The 20,602-nt window shown below is 30.4% G+C and carries 25 protein-coding genes, 1 other RNA gene and 1 pseudogene; 23 read left to right on the top strand and 4 right to left on the bottom strand.

Translation table 11 applies throughout. The annotated features are described in order from the left end of the window. The first annotated feature begins 113 nt into the window (after positions 1-113). The 4 genes from FBF21_RS02870 to FBF21_RS02885 are packed head-to-tail and all read left to right on the top strand — an operon-like array spanning position 114 to position 3,064. Entirely contained in the window at positions 114-479 is a 366-nt protein-coding gene (locus FBF21_RS02870; RefSeq protein WP_002822714.1) for a FlaG family protein, read from the top strand. Between the two features lie 2 nt (positions 480-481). Continuing rightward, entirely contained in the window at positions 482-2,410 is a 1,929-nt protein-coding gene (gene fliD / locus FBF21_RS02875) for a flagellar filament capping protein FliD (protein WP_168985432.1), read from the top strand. Positions 2,411-2,421: 11 nt separating this feature from the next. Continuing rightward, positions 2,422-2,808 (top strand): flagellar export chaperone FliS, encoded by a 387-nt coding sequence (gene fliS / locus FBF21_RS02880; RefSeq protein WP_002776169.1) that lies wholly within the window; start codon positions 2,422-2,424, stop codon positions 2,806-2,808. Next, positions 2,789-3,064: a hypothetical protein gene (locus tag FBF21_RS02885; RefSeq protein WP_002776186.1), complete on the top strand. Its 276-nt coding sequence runs from the start codon at positions 2,789-2,791 to the stop codon at positions 3,062-3,064. The genes fliS and FBF21_RS02885 overlap by 20 nt, the downstream gene beginning before the upstream one ends. On the opposite strand, the gene rnpB is transcribed toward FBF21_RS02885, so the two are convergent. After that, an RNA gene (gene rnpB / locus FBF21_RS02890) (RNase P RNA component class A) lies at positions 3,062-3,382 on the bottom strand. The two genes, FBF21_RS02885 and rnpB, sit on opposite strands and share 3 nt — an antisense overlap. Positions 3,383-3,495: 113 nt before the next feature. On the opposite strand from rnpB, the gene efp reads away from it, so the two are divergent. The 6 genes from efp to FBF21_RS02920 all read left to right on the top strand — a co-directional run bounded on the left by efp (position 3,496) and on the right by FBF21_RS02920 (position 9,088). Further along, positions 3,496-4,065, top strand: a complete 570-nt coding sequence (efp, locus tag FBF21_RS02895) for an elongation factor P (RefSeq protein ID WP_002855210.1) — start codon at positions 3,496-3,498, stop codon at positions 4,063-4,065. Positions 4,066-4,222: 157 nt separating this feature from the next. Further along, positions 4,223-4,915 (top strand): DUF969 domain-containing protein, encoded by a 693-nt coding sequence (locus tag FBF21_RS02900; protein ID WP_002856730.1) that lies wholly within the window; start codon positions 4,223-4,225, stop codon positions 4,913-4,915. Beyond that, positions 4,902-5,855 carry a DUF979 domain-containing protein gene (locus FBF21_RS02905; RefSeq protein ID WP_002859936.1) on the top strand — a complete coding sequence of 318 codons (954 nt, stop codon included), beginning with the start codon at positions 4,902-4,904 and terminating at the stop codon, positions 5,853-5,855. Before FBF21_RS02900 ends, FBF21_RS02905 begins: the two co-directional genes overlap by 14 nt. Positions 5,856-5,864: 9 nt before the next feature. Continuing rightward, complete coding sequence (locus FBF21_RS02910) at positions 5,865-6,869, top strand: DUF2891 domain-containing protein (protein WP_002858603.1); 1,005 nt, start codon at positions 5,865-5,867, stop codon at positions 6,867-6,869. A gap of 118 nt (positions 6,870-6,987) precedes the next feature. Further along, entirely contained in the window at positions 6,988-8,280 is a 1,293-nt protein-coding gene (locus tag FBF21_RS02915; RefSeq protein ID WP_079263821.1) for an SLC13 family permease, read from the top strand. A 10-nt stretch (positions 8,281-8,290) separates the two neighbouring features. Continuing rightward, a complete protein-coding gene (locus FBF21_RS02920; protein WP_002869958.1) occupies positions 8,291-9,088 on the top strand; it encodes an amidohydrolase in 798 nt (265 codons plus the stop codon). Here FBF21_RS02920 and FBF21_RS02925 read toward each other — a convergent pair. Both FBF21_RS02925 and FBF21_RS02930 read right to left on the bottom strand, forming a co-directional pair. Next, positions 9,085-10,170 carry an FUSC family protein gene (locus FBF21_RS02925; protein WP_002859081.1) on the bottom strand — a complete coding sequence of 362 codons (1,086 nt, stop codon included), beginning with the start codon at positions 10,168-10,170 and terminating at the stop codon, positions 9,085-9,087. The genes FBF21_RS02920 and FBF21_RS02925 overlap by 4 nt on opposite strands. Further along, the gene (locus FBF21_RS02930) at positions 10,167-11,399 is read right to left on the bottom strand and encodes a glutamate-5-semialdehyde dehydrogenase (protein WP_002867688.1); all 1,233 of its coding nucleotides are present in this window, start codon (positions 11,397-11,399) and stop codon (positions 10,167-10,169) included. Before FBF21_RS02930 ends, FBF21_RS02925 begins: the two co-directional genes overlap by 4 nt. Before the next feature lie 70 nt (positions 11,400-11,469). On the opposite strand from FBF21_RS02930, the gene FBF21_RS02935 reads away from it, so the two are divergent. After that, positions 11,470-12,405, top strand: a complete 936-nt coding sequence (locus FBF21_RS02935; RefSeq protein WP_002859083.1) for an NAD(P)-binding domain-containing protein — start codon at positions 11,470-11,472, stop codon at positions 12,403-12,405. A 180-nt stretch (positions 12,406-12,585) separates the two neighbouring features. Then, a pseudogene (locus FBF21_RS02940) lies at positions 12,586-13,909 on the top strand (MATE family efflux transporter). Positions 13,910-13,956: 47 nt separating this feature from the next. Here the strand turns inward: FBF21_RS02940 and FBF21_RS02945 are convergent. After that, positions 13,957-14,886 carry a DUF2860 family protein gene (locus FBF21_RS02945; protein WP_168985433.1) on the bottom strand — a complete coding sequence of 310 codons (930 nt, stop codon included), beginning with the start codon at positions 14,884-14,886 and terminating at the stop codon, positions 13,957-13,959. A 153-nt stretch (positions 14,887-15,039) separates the two neighbouring features. Here FBF21_RS02945 and FBF21_RS02950 point away from each other — a divergent pair, with 153 nt between their 5' ends. From FBF21_RS02950 to FBF21_RS02995, 11 genes are all read left to right on the top strand, one after another. Next, positions 15,040-16,416, top strand: coding sequence for a replicative DNA helicase (locus tag FBF21_RS02950; protein WP_002858532.1), 1,377 nt, complete (start codon positions 15,040-15,042; stop codon positions 16,414-16,416). A gap of 62 nt (positions 16,417-16,478) precedes the next feature. Then, complete coding sequence (locus FBF21_RS02955; protein WP_079264523.1) at positions 16,479-17,081, top strand: hypothetical protein; 603 nt, start codon at positions 16,479-16,481, stop codon at positions 17,079-17,081. Then, complete coding sequence (locus tag FBF21_RS02960) at positions 17,072-17,278, top strand: hypothetical protein (protein WP_168985434.1); 207 nt, start codon at positions 17,072-17,074, stop codon at positions 17,276-17,278. Before FBF21_RS02955 ends, FBF21_RS02960 begins: the two co-directional genes overlap by 10 nt. 75 nt (positions 17,279-17,353) lie before the next feature. Next, on the top strand, positions 17,354-18,097 hold the full coding sequence (locus tag FBF21_RS02965; RefSeq protein ID WP_165433000.1) for a hypothetical protein: 744 nt from the start codon (positions 17,354-17,356) through the stop codon (positions 18,095-18,097). 71 nt (positions 18,098-18,168) lie between these two features. Next, the gene (locus tag FBF21_RS02970; protein ID WP_168985435.1) at positions 18,169-18,483 is read left to right on the top strand and encodes a hypothetical protein; all 315 of its coding nucleotides are present in this window, start codon (positions 18,169-18,171) and stop codon (positions 18,481-18,483) included. Positions 18,484-18,600: 117 nt separating this feature from the next. Then, positions 18,601-19,035, top strand: coding sequence for a hypothetical protein (locus tag FBF21_RS02975; RefSeq protein WP_168985436.1), 435 nt, complete (start codon positions 18,601-18,603; stop codon positions 19,033-19,035). Continuing rightward, positions 19,035-19,304 carry a hypothetical protein gene (locus FBF21_RS02980; RefSeq protein WP_024088188.1) on the top strand — a complete coding sequence of 90 codons (270 nt, stop codon included), beginning with the start codon at positions 19,035-19,037 and terminating at the stop codon, positions 19,302-19,304. Before FBF21_RS02975 ends, FBF21_RS02980 begins: the two co-directional genes overlap by 1 nt. Before the next feature lie 41 nt (positions 19,305-19,345). Next, positions 19,346-19,816, top strand: a complete 471-nt coding sequence (locus tag FBF21_RS02985) for a hypothetical protein (protein ID WP_168985437.1) — start codon at positions 19,346-19,348, stop codon at positions 19,814-19,816. A 3-nt stretch (positions 19,817-19,819) separates the two neighbouring features. Further along, entirely contained in the window at positions 19,820-20,065 is a 246-nt protein-coding gene (locus FBF21_RS09110) for a hypothetical protein (protein ID WP_002886185.1), read from the top strand. After that, positions 19,984-20,283: a hypothetical protein gene (locus FBF21_RS09115; RefSeq protein ID WP_227944559.1), complete on the top strand. Its 300-nt coding sequence runs from the start codon at positions 19,984-19,986 to the stop codon at positions 20,281-20,283. The genes FBF21_RS09110 and FBF21_RS09115 overlap by 82 nt, the downstream gene beginning before the upstream one ends. 6 nt (positions 20,284-20,289) lie before the next feature. Further along, positions 20,290-20,595 (top strand): hypothetical protein, encoded by a 306-nt coding sequence (locus FBF21_RS02995; RefSeq protein WP_002866447.1) that lies wholly within the window; start codon positions 20,290-20,292, stop codon positions 20,593-20,595. Positions 20,596-20,602 lie beyond the last annotated feature (7 nt).

Here is a 20,602-nt window from a genome sequence, read left to right on the forward strand (position 1 = left end):
TATTATTTTTTATTATTGAAAAATAAAATTTTCTTTATAGGTGTTCATAAATTTATAAATTTGTCGATATAAGCTTTTAACTAGCAATAGGAAATTTTAAAAAGGATTTTAAAATGGAAATATCGAAGGCAAATGGGCAAATGGATACAGCTTTGGCAAACATTAGCCAAAGAACAAGTGAGACACAGGCTAGTTCAAACATTCAAACCGATAGAAGTCAAAGTCAAGGAGGCGATGATGGACAACAACAAGGTGTGAGTGAAAAGTTAGCTGATATTACAAAAAAGTTAAATGAGCAAATGGATTCTCTAGATACCAATGTTCGTTTCGGTTATAGCGATAAAATCGGTTCTATGTATATTAGCGTGACTGAAAAAAGTACTGGAAGGGAAATTCGTCAAATTCCTAGCGAAGAAGCTATGAGATTAGCTGAGTATTTTAGGGATGTGATAGGAATGATATTTGATAAGGAGAGTTAAAAATGGCATTTGGTAGTCTATCTAGTTTAGGATTTGGTTCTGGGGTTTTAACTCAAGATACTATAGATAAATTAAAAGAAGCAGAGCAAAAAGCTCGCATTGATCCTTATACTAAAAAAATTGAAGAAAATACAACCAAACAAAAAGATTTAACAGAAATCAAAACTAAATTACTAAGTTTTCAGACGGCTGTTTCATCATTGGCCGATGCTACGGTTTTTGCGAAAAGAAAAGTTGTAGGAAGTATTAGTGATAATCCTCCAGCAAGTCTTACAGTTAATTCGGGTGTTGCTTTACAAAGCATGAATATCAATGTTACTCAACTTGCACAAAAAGATGTGTATCAAAGCAAAGGATTAGCAAATGACGGTGGTTTTGTTAATGCACAATTAAATGGAACTGCCGATCTTACTTTTTTTTCAAATGGCAAAGAATATACTGTTACAGTAGATAAAAACACAACCTATAGAGATTTAGCTGATAAAATTAATGAAGTTAGTGGAGGAGAGATTGTTGCTAAGATTGTAAACACAGGAGAGAAAGGCACTCCTTACCGCTTAACTTTAACCAGTAAAGAAACAGGCGAAGACAGTGCGATAAGTTTCTATGCTGGAAAAAAAGATTCGAATGGTCAGTATCAAAGTGATTCAGAGGCAGAAAACATATTTTCAAATCTTGGATGGGAATTAGATAAAACGAGTTCTATTGATCCAGCTAAGGATAAAAAAGGTTATGGCATCAAGGATGCTTCTTTGCATATCCAAACTGCGCAAAATGCAGAATTTACACTTGATGGTATTAAGATGTTTAGATCAAGTAACACTGTTACCGATCTTGGTGTAGGAATGACTTTAACTTTAAATAAAACAGGTGAAATTAATTTTGATGTACAGCAAGATTTTGAAGGTGTGACAAAAGCCATGCAAGATTTGGTGGATGCTTATAATGATTTAGTAACCAATCTTAATGCTGCAACTGACTATAATAGTGAAACTGGAACAAAAGGAACTTTACAAGGCATCAGTGAAGTAAATTCAATACGCTCAAGCATTCTTGCTGATTTGTTTGATTCTCAAGTTGTTGATGGAACTACTGAAGATGCAAATGGTAATAAAGTGAACACTAAGGTTATGCTTTCTATGCAGGATTTTGGCTTAAGTTTAAATGATGCAGGCACTTTGAGTTTTGATTCTTCTAAATTTGAACAAAAAGTTAAAGAAGATCCAGACTCTACTGAAAGTTTTTTTTCAAATATTACTAAATACGAAGACATTAATCACACAGGAGAGGTAATTAAGACAGGAAGTTTAAGTAAATATCTTAATTCCAATGGAGGTAATACTAATGGTTTAGAATTTAAACCAGGAGATTTTACTATAGTTTTTAATAATCAAACATATGATTTATCTAAAAATTCTGATGGTACTAATTTTAAATTAACAGGGAAAACAGAGGAAGAATTGCTTCAAAATTTAGCTAATCATATAAACAGTAAAGGTATTGAAGGCTTAAAAGTTAAGGTTGAATCCTATAATCAAAACAATGTTACAGGGTTTAGGTTGAATTTTAGTGGAGATGGTAGCTCGGATTTTTCAATCAAAGGAGATGCTAACATTCTCAAGGAATTAGGTTTGTCTGACGTAAATATAACCTCTAAGCCTATAGAAGGTAAAGGTATTTTTTCAAAATTAAAAGCCACGTTGCAAGAGATGACTGGAAAAGACGGTTCAATTACAAAATATGATGAGAGTTTGACAAATGATATTAAATCATTAAATACCTCTAAAGACTCGACTCAGGCTATGATTGATACAAGATATGATACAATGGCGAATCAATGGTTGCAATATGAGAGTATTTTAAATAAACTCAATCAACAGCTAAATACTGTGACTAATATGATTAATGCGGCAAACAATTCTAATAATTAAGGATAAAAAAGATGCAAAATAATTTAGCCTATAATGCTTATTCTCAAAATCAAGTGGGGATAGAGTCCCCGCAAAAACTTATTGAAATGCTTTATGAGGGAATTTTGCGTTTTTGTGCAAGAGCTAAAGTAGCCATAAGAAATGAAGATATAGAACAAAGAGTGTATTTTGTAAAAAGAACCACGGCTATTTTTATAGAGCTTATTAATACTTTAAACTATGAAAAAGGCGGAGAAGTGGCACATTATTTAAGCGGGCTTTATACAAGAGAAATTCAACTTTTATCTTTGGCAAATTTAGAAAATAACGAAGATAGAATCAATGAAGTTATAAATGTAACCAAAGGTTTGCTAGAAGCTTGGAGAGAAGTGCATAACAATGAAACAGTGGCTCAGTGATTTTAAACTTGCATTAATCCAAGAAGATGTCAATAAACTTGAAAATTTACTTGATGAACTTGATATGAAAGCTTTTATTAAAAATTTAGCCAAAGAATCGCCTTCAGAAGATTTTTTAAAAGAAAATGCAAATGATGTATTTTATCAAGTTCAAGCTCTTTTGCAAGAAGCTGTTATACTGATTGAACAAAAGAAAAAAACAAAAGCTGTTGAAATTCAAAAATTTCAAAAAGCGTTGACATATTTTAAATCTTAAAAAAGCATAGCGATAAGCCGAGTTCTGTCTTGAATGCTCATTTATCTAGTTTTGTTTTTGCAAACAAAATCAAGCGAAGGGTTAAAACAAAGACGCTAACCATCCCTTCTTGCTGCACATTGGGTTTACATAGCCGAAATTGTTACCAAAATCGCTGGTGGGCTTTTACCCCGCCGTTTCACCTTTTCCACTTACGTGGTAGTTTTCTTTCTGTTGCACTATCCCTTAGGTTACCCTAGCCATCTGTTAGATGGAATGTTTGTCTTTAGCAGCTCGGACTTTCCTCTCCTAAAAAGAAGCGAGCATTTACTATGCTTTAAATTTGGATTTTAACGTAATTTTACTTATTTTTTCATCAAATAAAATAATTTTATTGTGATATCAATCAAAATTTGATAAAATTGTTTTTTATTTTTTAACAAAGGAAATTTATGGCATCTTATTCAATGGGTGATTTAAAAAAGGGACTTAAAATAGAAATCGATGGAATTCCTTTTAAAATAGTTGAGTATCAGCATGTAAAACCAGGCAAAGGTCCTGCTTTTGTGCGTATTAAAATCAAATCTTTTATTGATGGTAAAGTACTTGAAAAAACTTTCCATGCAGGTGATAAATGTGAAGCTCCAAATTTAGAAGATAAAACTATGCAGTATCTTTATGATGATGGTGAAAATTGCCAATTTATGGATACGCAAACATATGAACAAGTAGCTATTAGTGATGATGATGTAGGTGAGGCGAAAAAATGGATGCTTGATGGTATGATGGTAGATGTGCTTTTCCATAATGGTAAAGCTATCGGCGTAGAAGTTCCACAAGTTGTTGAACTCAAAATCATCGAAACAGCTCCAAATTTTAAGGGTGATACTCAAGGATCAAATAAAAAACCGGCTACATTGGAAACAGGCGCAGTAGTGCAAATTCCTTTTCATGTGTTAGAAGGTGAAGTTATACGCGTTGATACTGTGCGTGGTGAGTATATAGAAAGAGCGAACAAATAATACAAAAAAAGCTTTTGGACTATTCCAAGGCTTTTTTAAATTTATATAAAATTTATTTTGTTACTTAATTTCTCATTCCATTCTTAAAAATATTTTTTTAAACTTTTCTTCAATTTAAAATTTCTATAATATTTCTAATTCATATTGGAGATGGTTGATGGAATGGTTACTTCTTGCTTCTATACCTTTGATTGTTTTAGGTTTTGCTTTAAAGATTAACCCCTTTTTAGTGGTAACTTCAGTTGGAATTTATGCTGGACTTGTTTCAGGTTTTGATTTTGTTAAGGTTGTTAGTGATATAGGAAAATCTTTTGTAGATAATCGCTATGTTGCTATAATTTGGCTTATTTTACCTTTACTTGCTGTTTTGGAACGCAAAGGCTTAAGAGAGCAGGCTAAAAATTTAATATCCAAAATAAAAGTTGCCAGTACAGGACGAATTTTAATGTGTTATTTTGTTTTTAGACAAGTTACTGCAGCTTTAGGGCTTTTATCTTTAGGCGGACATGCACAGATGATAAGACCTTTAATAGCCCCTATGGCAGAAGCTGCAGCTAAGCTTAAATTTAAAAACTTAACACATAAAGATAGTCAAAAAATCAAAGCTTTTTCTGCGGGAACGGATAATGTTGCTGTATTTTTTGGAGAGGATATTTTTATAGCCGTGCATTCTATTTTATTTATTAAAGCTTTTTATGAGAGCAATGGTATTATTGTTGAGCCATTGCATTTATCAGTTTGGGCTATACCAACTGGAATTTTGGCTTTAATTATCCATTGCTCTAGACTTTATTTATTTGATAAAAGATTGGAAAAAACTTATAAAGGGTTGAGTGATGATAAGTCTTGATTTACTTTATTATATTGTAGGAATTTTATTTTTAGTTTTTGGAATTTTAAGTTTTTCTAATCAAGCTAAAGATATAAAATCAAGAATAAGCGGCGGGGTATTTTGGATAAGTTATAGTTTTACTTTTTTACTAGCAGGAGTTTTGCCTCATTTTGTGATGGGTTGTATAGTGATTTTACTAGCACTTATAGCAGGGTTTAATTTATTAAAACCAGCAAAGATCGAAGTTAGCAAAGAAGAAAAAGAATACGAGATAAAACATGCAAATATTTATAAAAATAAACTTTTTATTCCTGCTTTAATGGTTCCTTTGATTACACTTATTGGGACTTTTTTATTTCCCCATTTGAGTTTTTTTGAAAATAAAAATGCTACATTGATGGCTTTGATTATAGGTATAATTATTTCTTCAATAGTTGCTTGTTTTATGTTTAAGGCTTCTCCTAAAAGAGCTGTTAAAGATGCAGCACATACTATGGATCACATTAGTTGGGCGGCGCTTTTACCGCAAATTTTGGCTACACTTGGGGTAGTTTTTGTTTCTACAGGAATGGGCGATCAAGTATCTAAACTTTTATCTAGTTATATTAGTTTGGATAATGCTTTTATTGCAGTAGCTGTGTATTGTATCGCTATGGCGCTTTTTACTATAGTAATGGGCAATGCTTTTGCAGCTTTTCCTGTGATTACTGCTGCTATTGCTTTGCCGATTTTAATCATACAAATGCATGCAAATCCTGCTATTATAGGTGCGATTGGAATGCTTAGTGGATTTTGCGGAACTTTAATGACGCCTATGGCTGCAAATTTTAATATAGTTCCTGCGGCACTTTTAAATTTGGATGATAAAAATGGCGTAATTAAAGCCCAGTTTATGTCAGGACTTGTTTTGCTTGTAGCTAATATCTTTTTAATGTATTTTTTAGCTTTTAGATTTTAAGGAGAAACAATGGAAAAATTTATAAAACAATTTAGCTTTATTGCACTAGAAAATATTTTTAGAGAATTGCCAAATAAAATCACACATTCTTTTAATGATATCAATGATATTAAACCGCCAAAACTTATGTATCCTATATTTTATGGTTCTTATGATTGGCATTCTAGCGTGCATTCTCACTGGCTTTTGGTGAAAATTTTAAAAGATTTTTCTCATTTTGCTCCAAAGGATGAAATCATCAAAGCTCTAGATTCTCAATTTAGCAAAGAAAAAGCAGAAGGAGAGCTTAAATATCTTCAAAACCCTGCACACAAAGGTTTTGAAAGACCTTATGGATGGGGATGGTTTTTAAAACTGACTTTGGAGATAAATTTACTTGCTAAAGAAAATGACAAAGCTGAAATTTGGGCTAAAAATTTAGAAGGCATAGCTGATTTCTTTGTTAAAGAATTTAAGGAGTTTTTACCTAAGATGGATTATCCTATACGAGTTGGAACCCATTTTAATAGCTCTTTTGCTTTGTATTTTGCTTTAGAATATGCAAGATTTAAAAAAGATCAAGAATTGGAGTATTGCATCATCCAAAGTGCTAAAAAGTGGTTTTTAAATGATAAAAATATGCAAGCTTTAGAGCCTTGTGGAGATGAGTTTTTATCTCCTGTTTTGATGGAAGCGGTGCTTTTAAGTGCTGTTTTACATAAAAATGATTTTGTAAAATTTTTTAAAGCATATTTGCCAAATTTAGAAGCAAAAGAGCCTGCAACTTTATTTACCCCTGTGAGTGTGAGTGATAGGAGCGATGGTAAAATAGCACATTTAGATGGGTTAAATTTAAGCCGTGCTTGGTGTTTTAAAATACTTTCAAATTTTTGCGATGAAAATTTAAAAATTCTTTTAAGAAACAATGCTACAGAGCATTTTGATAAAGCTATAGCTCATATAGAAGATGATTATCTTGGGTCGCATTGGCTAGGAAGCTTTGCTTTGCTTGCTCTGGATGTGGATATTTTATAAAAAATTTCATAAGATGAGTAAATTTGTTGCTAAATAGATATTTTTTAAATTTAGATTTTGTTTTTATGCTTTGAAAAATATATTTTTTGATATTATAAGCCCTATAATATTTTAAAGGATGATAATGGTTTTTTTAATCATCTCTAGTATTATAGTGGCTATTATTTTGGGCTATATTACTAGACATAATGTTGGAATTTTTGCTATGATTTTTGCTTATATTATAGGAGCTTTTTTTATGGATTTAGCTCCTAAAAAAATCATAGCTTTTTGGCCTATTTCTATATTTTTTGTTATTTTTGCTGTCTCATTGTTTTATAATTTTGCAACCGTAAATGGAACTCTTGAAAAATTAGCTGGACATTTGATGTATCGTTTTGCTAATCATCCTTATTTGCTTCCTTTTGTTATTTTTGTGGTTAGTGCTATTATAGCTGCTTTAGGAGCAGGTTTTTATACAGTTTTAGCTTTTATGGCACCACTTACTTTTTTACTTTGCGATAAAATCGGTTTAAGCAAAATTGCTGGAGCTATGGCTATAAATTATGGTGCTTTGGGAGGAGCAAATTTTATGACTTCTCAAAGCGGGATTATTTTTCGAGGATTGATGGAAAATTCAGGCATTGAAGCAAATGAAGCTTTTGCAAATTCTAGTATTATTTTTGCTTTTACTATAATCTTGCCTATTGTGGTATTATCTTTTTTTGTGTTTAATGCTTTTAAAAATAATATAAAAATTAGTGTTATTTCAAAACCTGATCCATTTGATTATAAACAAAAAACTACTTTAATTCTCATGTTTATGATGATTGTTGTTGTTTTAATCTTTCCTGTGCTAAATATTATTTTTCCACATAATGAGACAATTAGTTATTTTAATAAAAAAATAGATATAGCCATGATAGCCATGATTTTTGTTGCTATTGCTTTATTTTTAAAATTAGCCGATGAGAAACAAGTTGTTGCTTTAATTCCTTGGGGAACCTTGATAATGATTTGTGGAGTAGGGATGTTAATTAGCATAGCAGTTGAAGCAGGGGTTATAAAATTATTTTCAGATCTTGTAGAAAATGAGATCAATGTGATTTTTATTCCGTTAATAATGTGTGCTATTGCAGCTTTTATGTCGCTTTTTTCAAGTACTTTGGGTGTGGTTACTCCAGCGCTTTTTCCTATAGTTCCAAGCATTGCTGCAAGCAGTGGATTAAGCGAGGCATTGCTTTTTTCTTGTATTGTTGTAGGGGCTCAAGCTTCTGCTATTTCTCCTTTTTCTTCTGGAGGAAGTCTAATTTTAGGATCTTGCCCTGATAAATATAAGGAAAAATTATTTAAAGATTTGCTTATTAAGGCTGTGCCTATAGGATTTATAGCGGCGATTTTAGCTACTATTATAATGAGTTTTATTTTATAAGGATAATTTAATGAAGATTGATACTCACGCACATATATTTTTGAAAAAGTTAAATACGGTTGCAAATGCAAGATATAAGCCTGATTATGACGCTAGTTTTAAAGATTATAAAGCAAATTTAGATCATTATGATTTTAATAAAGGGGCTTTAGTTCAGCCAAGTTTTTTAGGTATTGATAATGAATTTTTGCTTCAGAGTATAGAAAAAGATGAAAATATAAAAGCTATAGTTGTGGTTGATGAAAATATTAAATTTGATGAGCTTAAAAAACTAAAAGAAAGAAAAGCTTGTGGAGTTAGATTAAATTTAATTGGCAAAGAATTACCAAATTTTAAAAGTATGGTTTGGACTCAATTTTTTGAAAATTTAAGTAAGCTTAAAATGCAAATAGAAATTCAAAGAGATTTAGATAATAATCTTGTTGATATTGTTGAAAATTTAATTCCTTATGGTTGTAATATTGTTATCGATCATTTAGCAAGAGCTAATGCAAACTTAACAAATTTAGAGGATTTAATTTGCTTAAAAAACTCTAGAATATTTTTTAAAATTAGCGGTTTTTATAGAGCAAAAATAGATTATGCTAATAATGAACAAGCTGTAAAATTTGCAAAGAAAATATATGAAATTTTAAAAGAACATTTTCCACTTAGCAATTTTGTTTTTGGAAGCGATTGGCCACATACAAATTTTGAATCAAATGTTAATTTTTCATCGGCTCTAGTAGCTTTTAATGAAGTTGTCGTATCTAAAAAAGAACAAGAGCAAATTTTAGGGGATAATGCTTGTGCTTTATTTGGCTTTTAAGCTTTTTGTTTTATCCTAAAGATGTATTTTGCAATGCGTTCAAAATGCACTCTTAGATAAGGTTTGTAAATCACAAAACCACCTAAAAGCCCTAAAATGCTTCCTATTACAACATCAATTAAACGAGCGAGTATTAATTTATCTGCATTTTCACTCATAAAATTAGCTGCTTCCGAAAGATAAGTAGCATAAGGAGTAAAGAAAATCATAGCTAAAGCATAGTTTCGATTGACTAAAAATTGTCCTATAAAAAACAAAGACATCATAAGTAAAATAAGCTCTATATCGTGAAATTGTTTAGATAAAAGCCACCATGCAAAACATACTCCTAAGGCCGTTCCTATGATGCGTTGAATTTGTTTAATCCATATAGAATTTAAAGTTACACCTTGCATAATAGCTGTACAAGAAATGGCTATCCAATAACTTCTTTCAAGTTCTAAAAAAGTTCCTATAAATATAGAAAAAGCCACAAAAGAACCCATGATCAAAGAATCCACAAAAACTGCATCAAAACCTATATATTCTCTAGGTGGAATTTCGCTAGGTAAAGCATTTTTAAATCCATAAATCACAACGATAGAATATAACAAAGCCATTAAATTAGCTACCATTGCTCCAAGAAAAACAAGACCTACTAAAAAGATAAAATCCTTAGCTTCAAAAGGAGAATAGGCTCCTAAAACACAAGAAAATACAAAGAAAAAATATCCAGGTGCACCAATGTTATAGTATCTAATTAAAATAGAACTTCCCATGGCCATAATTCCTATAGGGATGAAGGCAAAAATTGCAGGCAAAAAATGAGTTAAAATTCCTAAGAAAAAACTAGAAACTATGCCAAAAGAACAGCACATCACAACAGCCATTCTATGATATAAAGGAGTGTTTGGAACATATAAAAAAGACAAAGCTCCTATCATGGCAATGAGTCCATAGTTTAATTTTCCAAAAAATACACTAAGCCCTAAAACTATACCTACGCCTAAAGCCGCAAAAAAAGGCATTTGCCAAACTTGTTCGCTTGAATTTAATTTAGCAATTTCTTTAAAGTGTTGCTTTAGTATTTCTATTTTATTCACTCTCGAATTTGTCCTTCCCCATTGATTATATATTTATAAGTGCAAATATCTTCAATCCCCATAGGACCTCTTGCATGCAATTTGCTGGTTGAAATTCCAACTTCTCCACCAAAGCCAAATTCTCCTCCATCGCTAAAACGCGTTGAAGCATTAGCATAAATACAAGATGAGTTTATAAGGCGTTGAAATTTAGCGATATTTGAAGCATCATTTGAGATAATGGTTTCAGAATGCAAGGAGCTGTGTTTATTGATATGCTCTATAGCTTCATCGCAATCTTTTACTAATTTTACACTTAAAGCAAAATCAAGCCATTCTGTATCAAAGGTATTTTCATTTGCTTTAAAAATTTCTAAATTTGAGTTGTTAAAATAAGCCAAAGTATTTTCATGGGCGTGAATTTTTACCTTAAATTTTTCAAATTCAGGTATTAAAAGACTTATAAAATTTTTAGCAATTTTTTCATGGATTAAAAGCGTTTCTAAAGCGTTACAAACACTTACTCTTTGACACTTTGCATTAAGGATTATTTTTAAAGCCATATCTAAGTTAGCACTTTGATCTACAAAAGCATGACACAAGCCTTTATTTTGCTTAATGAGAGGAATTTTGGTATTGTTTGCAATTTCTTGTATCATATTTGAACTTCCGCGAGGTATGATCACATCGATTAAATCATCAAAGGCTAGAATTTGCAAGATTTCATCTCTTTGGGTAAACATAGCAAAACAATCTTGCAAATCAAATTCCTTAAGTACTTTATTAACAAGAGTAAATATAGCCTCATTTGTAAATTTTGCTTCACTTCCGCCTTTAAATACACAAGCATTGGAACTTTTTATCATTAAAGCTGCGATTTCAGCGCTAAGACTAGGCCTTGCTTCGTAAATAACACAAATGAGTCCTAAAGGAATGCTTATTTTTTGTATGTTTAAACCCGCATAATTTTTCCAGCCTTTAGAAATTTTGCCTATAGGATCTTCGATGTAAGCGATTTTTTCTAGGCCTTCGCAAAGAGCTAAAATACGTTTTTCATCTAACAAAAGCCTATCTTTCATTGCTCCGCTTTTTGTGAAATTTGCCATATCTTTTTTATTTGCTTCTAGGATAATTTTGAAATTTTCTCTTAAAATTTGAGCTAATTTTAGAATAATTTTTTCTTTATCTTTGGGCGTTAAGTTAAGTAGTTTTTGAGAATTTTTCTTAATATTTTCAAGCAAATTTCGCATTTTTAATCCTTTATTTACAAAAAACTTGATAAATTATACAAAAAAATTTAGAATTGAAAGGTAAATATAAATGAAAAAAATAGATTTAATTGTAGTAGGTGCAGGTCCAACAGGGATAGGCTGTGCAGTTGAAGCCAAGCTTAAAAACAAAGAAGTTTTGATACTAGAAAAATCAAATAACATTTGTCAAACTTTAATGCAATTTTATAAGGATGGCAAAAGAGTAGATAAAGCTTATAAGGGATGCGAAGGAACCAATCACGGACATGTTCCTTTTGAAGATGGCACCAAAGAAAGCACTATAGAAACTTTTCAAAACGCTTTAAAAGAGCACAATATAGAAGTTGAATTTGGTTCTGAAGTTGAGAGCGTTAAAAATGAAAATGGAGTTTTTTTAGTAAGTACAGCTAAAGGTGTTTATGAGTGTAAAAACATTATTGTTGCTATAGGTAGAATGGGTAAACCTAATAAACCTGATTACAAACTTCCTATGACTTTAACAAAAATCATTAATTTTAATGCCAATTCAGTTTTGGGAAATGAAAAAATTCTTGTTGTAGGTGGCGGAAATTCAGCAGCAGAATACGCTGTGGATTTGGCAAATTCAAATCAAGTTAGCCTTTGTTATCGTAAAAAAGAATTTACAAGATTAAATGATATAAATCTTAAAGATATTCACGAAGCTGGAAATTCGGGTAAGGTAGAGTTAAAATTAGGAATTGACATTAATGAAGTAGAAGATGATAATGGCAAAGCTAAAGTAAATTTTACCGATGGTACAAGTGATATTTATGATAGAATCATTTATGCTATTGGTGGTTCTACTCCACTTGATTTTTTACAAAAATGTGGGATTAATGTTGATGATAAAGGCGTGCCTTTAATGGATAAAAACAAACAAAGCAATGTTAAAGGCATCTTTGTAGCAGGAGATATTGCTACTAAAAATGGAGCAAGTATAGTTACAGGGTTAAATGACGCTGTGAAAATTCTTTCTGTGCTTTAAAATTTAGCCTTTGGGCTAAATTTTTATTTTAGTTTAATCTAGAAAATTCATATGCAAAATAAAATAAATATTAATAAACTTATTGCGAAATTACTTTATTTAAATTCTTACATATTAGGACTTTTGGCATTTTATTAGCGGTTTAAAATATTTTTAATTTTAAATATTTTAAGGATTATTATGTCAAGTATTTTTAGCACCTTAAGCCCTTTTAGGCTTTTTGTAAAATGTGCCGTGCCAAATGTTATAAGCATGGCTTTTATTTCTTTTTATTATTGATGGAATTTTTGTTGGAAAATATCTAGGAAGTGATGCTTTAGCGGCACTAGCCTTGATTATTCCCTTTATCATGATGTCTTTTGCTTTGGCTGATATGATAGCCATAGGATCAGCAGTGCAAATTTCTATGCATTTAGGTTTAGGCAAGAAGAATTTAGCTAGAAAGATATTTAGCTCAAGTATGTTGATTATTTTTATAATCTCTTGTTTTATTGGAATTTTAGAGTATTTTTTAGGACCTGTTTTGATTGATTGTTTAAATGTTAGCGATGAGATTAAAACGATGGCTAAAGAATGTATGTTTGTTTTTGCTTTGTTTGCACCCTTTACTATGCTTTCTTTTGCTTTGGATAATTATTTAAGAATTTGCGGAAAAACTGCTTATAGTATGGTAATGAATGTGATTATAGCATTAAGCAATATAGTGCTTGATTATATTTTTATAGTCGAGTTGGGTTGGGGCTTATTTTCAGCTGCTCTTGCAACTTGTTTGGGACTTGTTTTAGGTGGTATTTTTGGAATTTTTCCTTTCTTGTTTCAAAATTTAGAGCTTAAAATTTCAAGCCTATACATGAATTTAAAAATTTTTAAAAATATTCTTTATAACGGAAGCAGTGAGTTTTTTGGCAATATTTCAGGATCTTTATATAGTATTTTTGCAAATTTTGTTTTATTAAAAATTTCTGATACTCAAGCCGTGGCAGCCTTTTCTATAGTTTTATATATTGATAGTTTTATTATAATGCTTATTATTGCTATGGGTGATGCAATGCAGCCTGCGCTTAGTTACAACTATGCTAAAAAAGATTTTTCAAGAATCAAAGCTATTGTAAAAGTGGTATTTTTTGCAGGGGGATTTTTATCTTTATTCTCTATAGTGCTTATATTGATATTTGGAGAAAATTTAATCACGCTTTTTACAAAAGAAAACAATCAAGAATTTAAAACTTTTGCTTATACAGCTTTGATGCTTTTTGCTTTTAATTATTTTTTTGCATGGTTTAATGTTCTAAGTGGTTCTTTTTTGACAGCTTTTAATAAGGCAAGCTTTTCTTTGGTTTTAAGTTTGGCGCAAAATTTATTTATACCTTTGTTTTTTCTTTTGTTTTTATCTTGTTTTATGGGTTTAAATGGAGTATGGCTAAGTCCATTTTTTGCTGAATTTTGTGTTTTGATTTTAGCTTGGATTTTTCTTAAAAGAATTTTTAAAGATCTATCTTTATAGGAGATAGATCTTTTTTAAATTTTATCAAAGGAGCTTTTTTATAATTTTTAGAATTTATATCCTATACCAGTTAGGACAATTTGATAGGTTTCATCATAAAATCCTATATCGCTATTTCTTTTTTCTATGCCATAATTTGCAAAACCATAAAGTCCGTTATAACCCAAAAATTGATTTTTAACAACTTTTAAATTAAGCTTAACTATATTACCATCTTGTTTTTTGTGAAAGATAGGATCAGTTCCTACTGCTTCATATTTGCTAAGATTTAAATTTGGAGTGAAGATGTAATCATTAGCAAAAGCCAAATTTGTTCCTATACTAAAACCATATCTTGAATAGCTTTGAGCTTTTCCGTCTGCATCATTGTAATCATAATTTAACCCTAGGTTTAATAAGCTATAATTATAGTTTAATTCAATTTCGTGATAATATCCCTCCCTTTTTAAAGAGCTTTGTGCGATAGTGTCTTTATCATATTTGTTTTTGCTAAATAAATATGAAGTGGTAAATTTCCCAAAATCACTTTCATAAAGTTGAGAGATTTTAAAACCATATCTATCAACATCAGTTTCTTCTCTATTTCCTATTACATAAGGATTTGCATAAGCTTTTTCTCTTAAAGAGGAAATTACAGAAAAAGAAGTGCTAAAACGCTCTAAATAAGCTCTTTCGTAGCCTAAAGCTATACCGCTGATATCTCTTCCATTGTAGTTTTTAATAAAAATTCTATCATTATCTATAAGATTACCATAGTAAAGTTCTGCACCGATAAAAGGAATGAAAGAGGAGTCTGAATTATCAGCATTGTGACTGCTTAGATAATCGCTGTTTGCCAAGGTTGAAATATTACTTTTAATATCCTTTGCACCCACACCTATGCTTAAATTTCCACTAAAACCTTCTTGAAATTCTACAGCCGTAGCTGATTGGGTTAAAATGGAGGCTAAAACACAGGAAAATAAATATTTTTTCAAATGTTCTCCTTGAAATGTTTGTTGTTTGTAATTAAATTACATTTATAATTGTAACTAATATTACATTAAATATTTATAAAAAAATTAAGTTTTATAATTTAAGTTTTTTTAGATAGAATTTTTAGAATTAATTTATATTTATAAGGAAATTTAGTGCAGCAAGAGTATTATGACTTGGATTTAGAACGAGCTATTTTAAGCAGTTGTATCATGAGTGAAGAAGCTTATGCTAGTATAGCAGGTGATATTAGCCCAAAAGATTTTAGTCTTAAAGCTCACCAAGATATTTTTAAAGCGGTTATAGCTTGTAGTAATAACAAAGAGCCCATTTCTGTAAGTTTTTTAAGAAAACATAAAAAAATAGATGAGCAAATTTTAGCAGAAATTCTTGCCACTCCTTCTATGATAGATTTGCCTGCTTATGTAAATGAACTTCACGAAAAGTCCGTAAAAAGACAACTCTTGAGTTTTGCACATCTTTTGCCAACTCGTATCAATGAAGATCGTGCTGTAAGTGAAATCGCAGATGAAATTGGTAAAGAAATTTTTAGCATTACAAATCGTGTGAATTCTAGAGATATTAAAGATGTTGATATGGTAATATCAGAACTTTTTGAAGAATTTAAAAAGCAAAAAACTTTAGAAAATAAAGGTATTATAGGGCTTGATACAGGTTTTGAAGGTCTAAATAAAATGACAAAAGGCTTTAAAGGGGGTGAACTTATAATAATCGCCGCGCGTCCAGGTATGGGAAAGACAACTCTTTGTTTAAATTTCATTGATAAGGTTTTAAGACAAAAAAAAGGCGTGGCTTTATTTTCTCTTGAAATGCCTGCAACTCAAATCATGCAAAGAATGCTATCTTCTAAAACTTCTATTCCTTTGCAAAAAATTTTAACTGCAGATTTAAACGATGATGAATGGGAGCGTTTAGGAGATGCTTGCAATGATTATAGTCAAAAGAAATTATATATTTACGATAGTGGTTATGCAACTATTGCTGATGTAAGGGCTATTTTAAGGCGTTTAAAATCTCAAGATGAAAGTATAGGACTTTGTGTGATTGACTATATAGGGCTTATGATGAGTAATTCAAATTTTAATGATAGACATTTGCAAGTTAGTGAAATTTCAAGAGGACTTAAGCTTTTGGCTAGGGAACTTGATATGCCTATTATCGCACTTTCACAACTTAATCGTGGCTTAGAGCAAAGGGCAAATAAGCGTCCTTTGATGAGTGATTTGCGAGAAAGTGGAGCTATAGAGCAAGATGCGGATGCTATTTTGTTTGTATATCGCGATGAGGTTTATAGAGAACAAGAAGAAAAAGAAAGAGAGAATAAAGCTAAAGCCGAAGGCAAAGCTTATCAAAGGCTTTTTATACCAAATCCTATGCAAGAAAATGCTGAAATTATTGTTGGAAAAAATAGAAATGGACCTGTTGGAACTATAGAAGTTGTATTTTTAAAAGAAAAATCTTGTTTTGTAGATAAACCTATAGGCTATGAAACTACTGAATTTACAGGCTAGCTTTAATAAAATAAGTTTTTAATATTTTAAAGTTATTTTTTACGACACAACCTGTCGCAAGGGTGTTTTATACTTTCTTTGTTATTTTAAAACAAGGAGAGAAAATGTTAAAACAAATCGCATTTGGTAGTATAGCTCTTACAGCTACAGGATATGGCATAAAAAAATTATACGAAAAATTATCCAAGCCAGAAAGAAAATTTGATACACATGCTATTGTTCCAAGCTGTAAAGATATGATCAATACCGAAGAATACAAACTCAAAAGAGAGCTTGAAATCGAACAAAAGAAAAATCAAATTCAAGAATTTCTTTGCGAATGTATGGAGTGTTATAGCGGCTTTTCAAAATATTTTAATTCTAAGGAATTTTTAGAATTTGAGCAAAATTTTACCTCTAAAAATAATCATAAAACAGAATTTCTTTTGTCGTCTTATAAAGATCAAATGATAAAAGTGATCGACTATGCTAAAAAATTTGAATGCTTGAGTGCTTTTTTGGAAACACAAAGCGAAAAAAATGACTTAGCGGTTGTAAAAATGATAAGCGAAAGTATGGAGAGAAAAACACAGAGATTTTATCTGCAAACAAAATTTCAAACTTTTCCTCAGTATATTTTTCCTTCTGTGTGGAGTTCTCGTATGTGGAATAAACAATGGGAATAATACTTGGAATTTTAAGTCTTATAGCCGGCTTTGTTGCTATAGTGTTGATGTGTAGTTTGTATTTTATAGTGTTTATGGTTTTTGTTGGCATAGCGATACTTATTTTTCTTTCTATGCAACCTTATCCTTATAATATAATATTTTGTGCTATATATTTAACCACAATTTTAGTGCTAGTGCTATGGCGTAAAACTTAAAAACTTCACTTCCCCCTTGACTGGGGGGGGGGATTTGATAAAATACAAAAATTAAAAACAAGGAATTATTAAAATATGAATAATTATATACATTTAGAAGAATTGGATTTAAAAGCCAATTATGCGGATTTAGAAAAAGAGTTGGAAAATTTATCTAAAAAAGAATGTCTAAGAATAGAAATTGATAAAGGTTTGGAAAATTCACTTAAAGAACTTGAAGATTTAATGGAAAAATTACCCGAACAGCAAACCCAAACACTTTTTGAACAATGCACTAAAAATGCTATGGATGCTGTGACAGGGCATTTTGGACTCGCTTCAACGATCTTAAATGCAAAAGATGGTGGGAATGTAACAACACTACATAACTTTGAAAAAGGTATTGTAGCAACAGAAGAAGATTTACAAAAGCTTACAAAGTATCAACAAGGCTATAAACGAGATTCAAACTATGATAAAATAAAAGATAATATAAGAGATAATTCTCCAAAAATTGTACGTAGTGAATACACAGGTGAAGAAATGAAAAAGGGTGCTGGAAAGAATAAAGCGCAACTAGATCATGTTATTTCTTTAAAGGAAATTGATAGAGATCCTAATATGCATTTATTTTTGGATGATGCAATTAGGGCAGAAATAGCAAATCACCCTGACAATCTTAAGTGGCTTGATGCAAGTGCTAATGCTTCTAAAGGTGATAGAGATCTTATGGAGCGGGGTAAAGAAATTGATCCAAAAACAGGAAAAACCAATTTTGAAAAATATGGAATCGATGAAAAAAAGCTGAAAAAATTTACAATACAGCCAAATCAAACCTAAAAAAGAAAGTTATAAAAGAAAAAATTGTCAAATATTCTAATGAAGTTTTAAGTACAGGTGCTAAAGATTCAATGAAAATCTTTGTTTATTCTGCCTTTGGAGTTGTCTTAAAAGATTTTATTGAAGCTGTTGTTATTGAATTAAAAACCACCTTTAGAGAGTTTGGAAAAGAAAATATTAAAGAAATTTTTAAACGATTTGCACGCAGAATGGAAAAAGTTTGGGAAAAGATAAAGGCAAAATGGAAGGATATATTCAAAGGTTCTTTAGAAGCAGGAATTCAAGCATTTTTTTCTAATTTGTTGGTTTTTATTATTAACACTATTTTTACAACTTTAAAAAAAATAGTGCAAATCATACGTGCAGGCTTTACTTCTCTATATTAAGCTGTAAAAATCATTATTAATCCACCTAAAAATATACCAAAAGATGAAATTTACTTTGAAGCATCGAAAATTTTTGTTAGCGGGATGATTTCTGCAATTTCAATGTTAGGAAGTGAAATGATCCACAAGTTTCTGCTGTCAATACCTGGATTTAATGTATTTTTGTCACTACCTATCCCTTTTACCGATGAAACAATAGGGGATGCCCTTTCTTTATGTATTTCAGCGGCTGGTGGTGCTGTATTGAGCACTATAGCTATTTTTTATATGGATAAGTGGAGAAGCAATTCCAAAATTGGCAATTTACAAATACAAATTGTAACTCAAAAAAAATTGATAGTACAATACAAAATTGCCAAAACTTGGTTTGCATTGAATGATGCTTATCATATTGTAAAAAACGAAACTTTAGCAACTATACAACAAATCAAAAAAGATAACCAAATGAGAGAGCAAAGTTCTCAAGAAGTAGAAACAGCAATTGAAGAATTTGAAAATTGTAATATCACTAAAAAATTATACAAAAAACTTAATCAAACTAAGGAGAACTGATGCTAGAACTTATCACACAAAAAGATCAAGATTTTTTGCAAAATATTGAAAACCTTGATGAAGAATATATTCAAAAATTTATTAATAAAAAAATCAGTGAAATAGCTATAGCTATTGAAACAGCAGCAGAGAATGCTGATAAAGCAAAAGATAGAACACAAAAAGCCAAAAATCTTAATACAGATAGTGATTGGCAAACTTATATACCAATTTTTGGACGTTGGCTTGGAGAAACATCAGAAGAAAAAAAGAAATTAAATCCAATATGATCCTTGAAGTAGCAGAGTTACAGAATGAATCAATGAATCAAATGACAACAATTCTAAAAGAAGTTGTAATATTTTTTACTTCCAGTTTTTGTATTGCTACGCGTATGAATCAAGCTTTATCTCTTATTATTGCGCAAGGTTTTGTAAAGAGCGATGGCAAGGTAATTCGTTTATCTAAAGCCGCTAAAGAACAATTTCAACAAATACAAAAGTTCACACTGAGTTTTATAGAAGATCATGAAAAACACAAAGATACGATAAATAATATCCAAGTAGAATTAGATAAAAAAAATCAAATTGATGATGAGCAATATAAACTCATAGAAAAACATTATCAAGAATTTATACAATATAAAAATTATAATGACAAAATTGTTCAAGAGCAAGAATGTAAAATCAATGAACTGAAAGATATTTTAAATAAAAGAAAAAATGTTTTTACAAGTAGCATTTCAATTTTAGCTTTGATAGTTTCTGTTGCGTCGATTGTATTATATTTTATAGGGCGTTAATTTATGAATTTTTTAAGTTCTTTAAAAGATAAGGCGGTAAATGCTTCAGAAGCAATTAAAGACAAAACTATTAAGACTGCTGAAGTTGTTAAAGATATTGGAATGGAAGTAAAATGTGGGATTGGTTGGCACGCGGGTGAATATCAAAATGAAAAAGATAAACCAAAATGTTTTTTTCCAAAATTTGCCCTGATTGCGGAAAATATCTTACAAAAAATCAACATGATTTTGAAGCTCCTGAAATATTAAATCCTGATAATTGTTATGGATATAGACGATGTACTCTTTGTTCTATTCAAGTGTTTGATAATTTTCATAATTATTATGAAATCAAAAAAGATGCAAAATGCAGAATGCACGAAAAATGTAATTTATGCGGACATGAAAGATTGGGACAAACAAGACACAATTGGAAATATGACGAAAACGGGCAAAAAATTTGTCTAGATTGCAAAGAAACAGTATAAAGACAGATGTTTTCTAAGATTTTCTCATCTCTTAGCCTTGCAAATGCGTTTAAAGGATTTTTATTTAAACGCATTTCAAGCCCTATGCAAAGTGCTCGTATTATTAGTATGGTTTTGGATATAAAAAATGCTTTTAATGACAGCAAAGATCAAGCAAGTAGTATTTGCAAAACTTTGGATTTGATAGTAAATTTTAAAAAAGAACATCCGCAGGATTTTAACGAGTTGTTTGAAATTTTAAAAGATCTCATACAAGAATACGAGCAAAATCCTAATGAAATCAAGCAAAATCTCAAAGAAATCCTAAAATAAGGCAAAA

This window comes from Campylobacter sp. CFSAN093238 (assembly GCF_012898015.1).
Taxonomy (GTDB): Bacteria; Campylobacterota; Campylobacteria; order Campylobacterales; family Campylobacteraceae; genus Campylobacter_D; species Campylobacter_D jejuni.

What these genes read in the sequence shown, in the direction of transcription:
- FBF21_RS02975 (WP_168985436.1), top strand. Translation starts at nt 18,601, where the DNA reads ATGATCCACAAGTTTCTGCTGTCAATACCTGGATTTAATGTATTTTTG.
- fliS (WP_002776169.1), top strand. Translation starts at nt 2,422, where the DNA reads ATGCAAAATAATTTAGCCTATAATGCTTATTCTCAAAATCAAGTGGGG.
- FBF21_RS02980 (WP_024088188.1), top strand. Translation starts at nt 19,035, where the DNA reads ATGCTAGAACTTATCACACAAAAAGATCAAGATTTTTTGCAAAATATT.
- FBF21_RS02985 (WP_168985437.1), top strand. Translation starts at nt 19,346, where the DNA reads ATGACAACAATTCTAAAAGAAGTTGTAATATTTTTTACTTCCAGTTTT.
- FBF21_RS02960 (WP_168985434.1), top strand. Translation starts at nt 17,072, where the DNA reads ATGGGAATAATACTTGGAATTTTAAGTCTTATAGCCGGCTTTGTTGCT.
- FBF21_RS02930 (WP_002867688.1), bottom strand. Translation starts at nt 11,399, where the DNA reads ATGCGAAATTTGCTTGAAAATATTAAGAAAAATTCTCAAAAACTACTT.
- FBF21_RS02905 (WP_002859936.1), top strand. Translation starts at nt 4,902, where the DNA reads ATGATAAGTCTTGATTTACTTTATTATATTGTAGGAATTTTATTTTTA.
- FBF21_RS02920 (WP_002869958.1), top strand. Translation starts at nt 8,291, where the DNA reads ATGAAGATTGATACTCACGCACATATATTTTTGAAAAAGTTAAATACG.
- FBF21_RS02935 (WP_002859083.1), top strand. Translation starts at nt 11,470, where the DNA reads ATGAAAAAAATAGATTTAATTGTAGTAGGTGCAGGTCCAACAGGGATA.
- FBF21_RS02870 (WP_002822714.1), top strand. Translation starts at nt 114, where the DNA reads ATGGAAATATCGAAGGCAAATGGGCAAATGGATACAGCTTTGGCAAAC.
- FBF21_RS02885 (WP_002776186.1), top strand. Translation starts at nt 2,789, where the DNA reads ATGAAACAGTGGCTCAGTGATTTTAAACTTGCATTAATCCAAGAAGAT.
- efp (WP_002855210.1), top strand. Translation starts at nt 3,496, where the DNA reads ATGGCATCTTATTCAATGGGTGATTTAAAAAAGGGACTTAAAATAGAA.
- FBF21_RS02965 (WP_165433000.1), top strand. Translation starts at nt 17,354, where the DNA reads ATGAATAATTATATACATTTAGAAGAATTGGATTTAAAAGCCAATTAT.
- FBF21_RS09115 (WP_227944559.1), top strand. Translation starts at nt 19,984, where the DNA reads ATGTTTTTTTCCAAAATTTGCCCTGATTGCGGAAAATATCTTACAAAA.
- FBF21_RS02970 (WP_168985435.1), top strand. Translation starts at nt 18,169, where the DNA reads ATGAAAATCTTTGTTTATTCTGCCTTTGGAGTTGTCTTAAAAGATTTT.
- FBF21_RS02900 (WP_002856730.1), top strand. Translation starts at nt 4,223, where the DNA reads ATGGAATGGTTACTTCTTGCTTCTATACCTTTGATTGTTTTAGGTTTT.
- FBF21_RS02915 (WP_079263821.1), top strand. Translation starts at nt 6,988, where the DNA reads ATGATAATGGTTTTTTTAATCATCTCTAGTATTATAGTGGCTATTATT.
- FBF21_RS02910 (WP_002858603.1), top strand. Translation starts at nt 5,865, where the DNA reads ATGGAAAAATTTATAAAACAATTTAGCTTTATTGCACTAGAAAATATT.
- FBF21_RS02995 (WP_002866447.1), top strand. Translation starts at nt 20,290, where the DNA reads ATGTTTTCTAAGATTTTCTCATCTCTTAGCCTTGCAAATGCGTTTAAA.
- fliD (WP_168985432.1), top strand. Translation starts at nt 482, where the DNA reads ATGGCATTTGGTAGTCTATCTAGTTTAGGATTTGGTTCTGGGGTTTTA.
- FBF21_RS09110 (WP_002886185.1), top strand. Translation starts at nt 19,820, where the DNA reads ATGAATTTTTTAAGTTCTTTAAAAGATAAGGCGGTAAATGCTTCAGAA.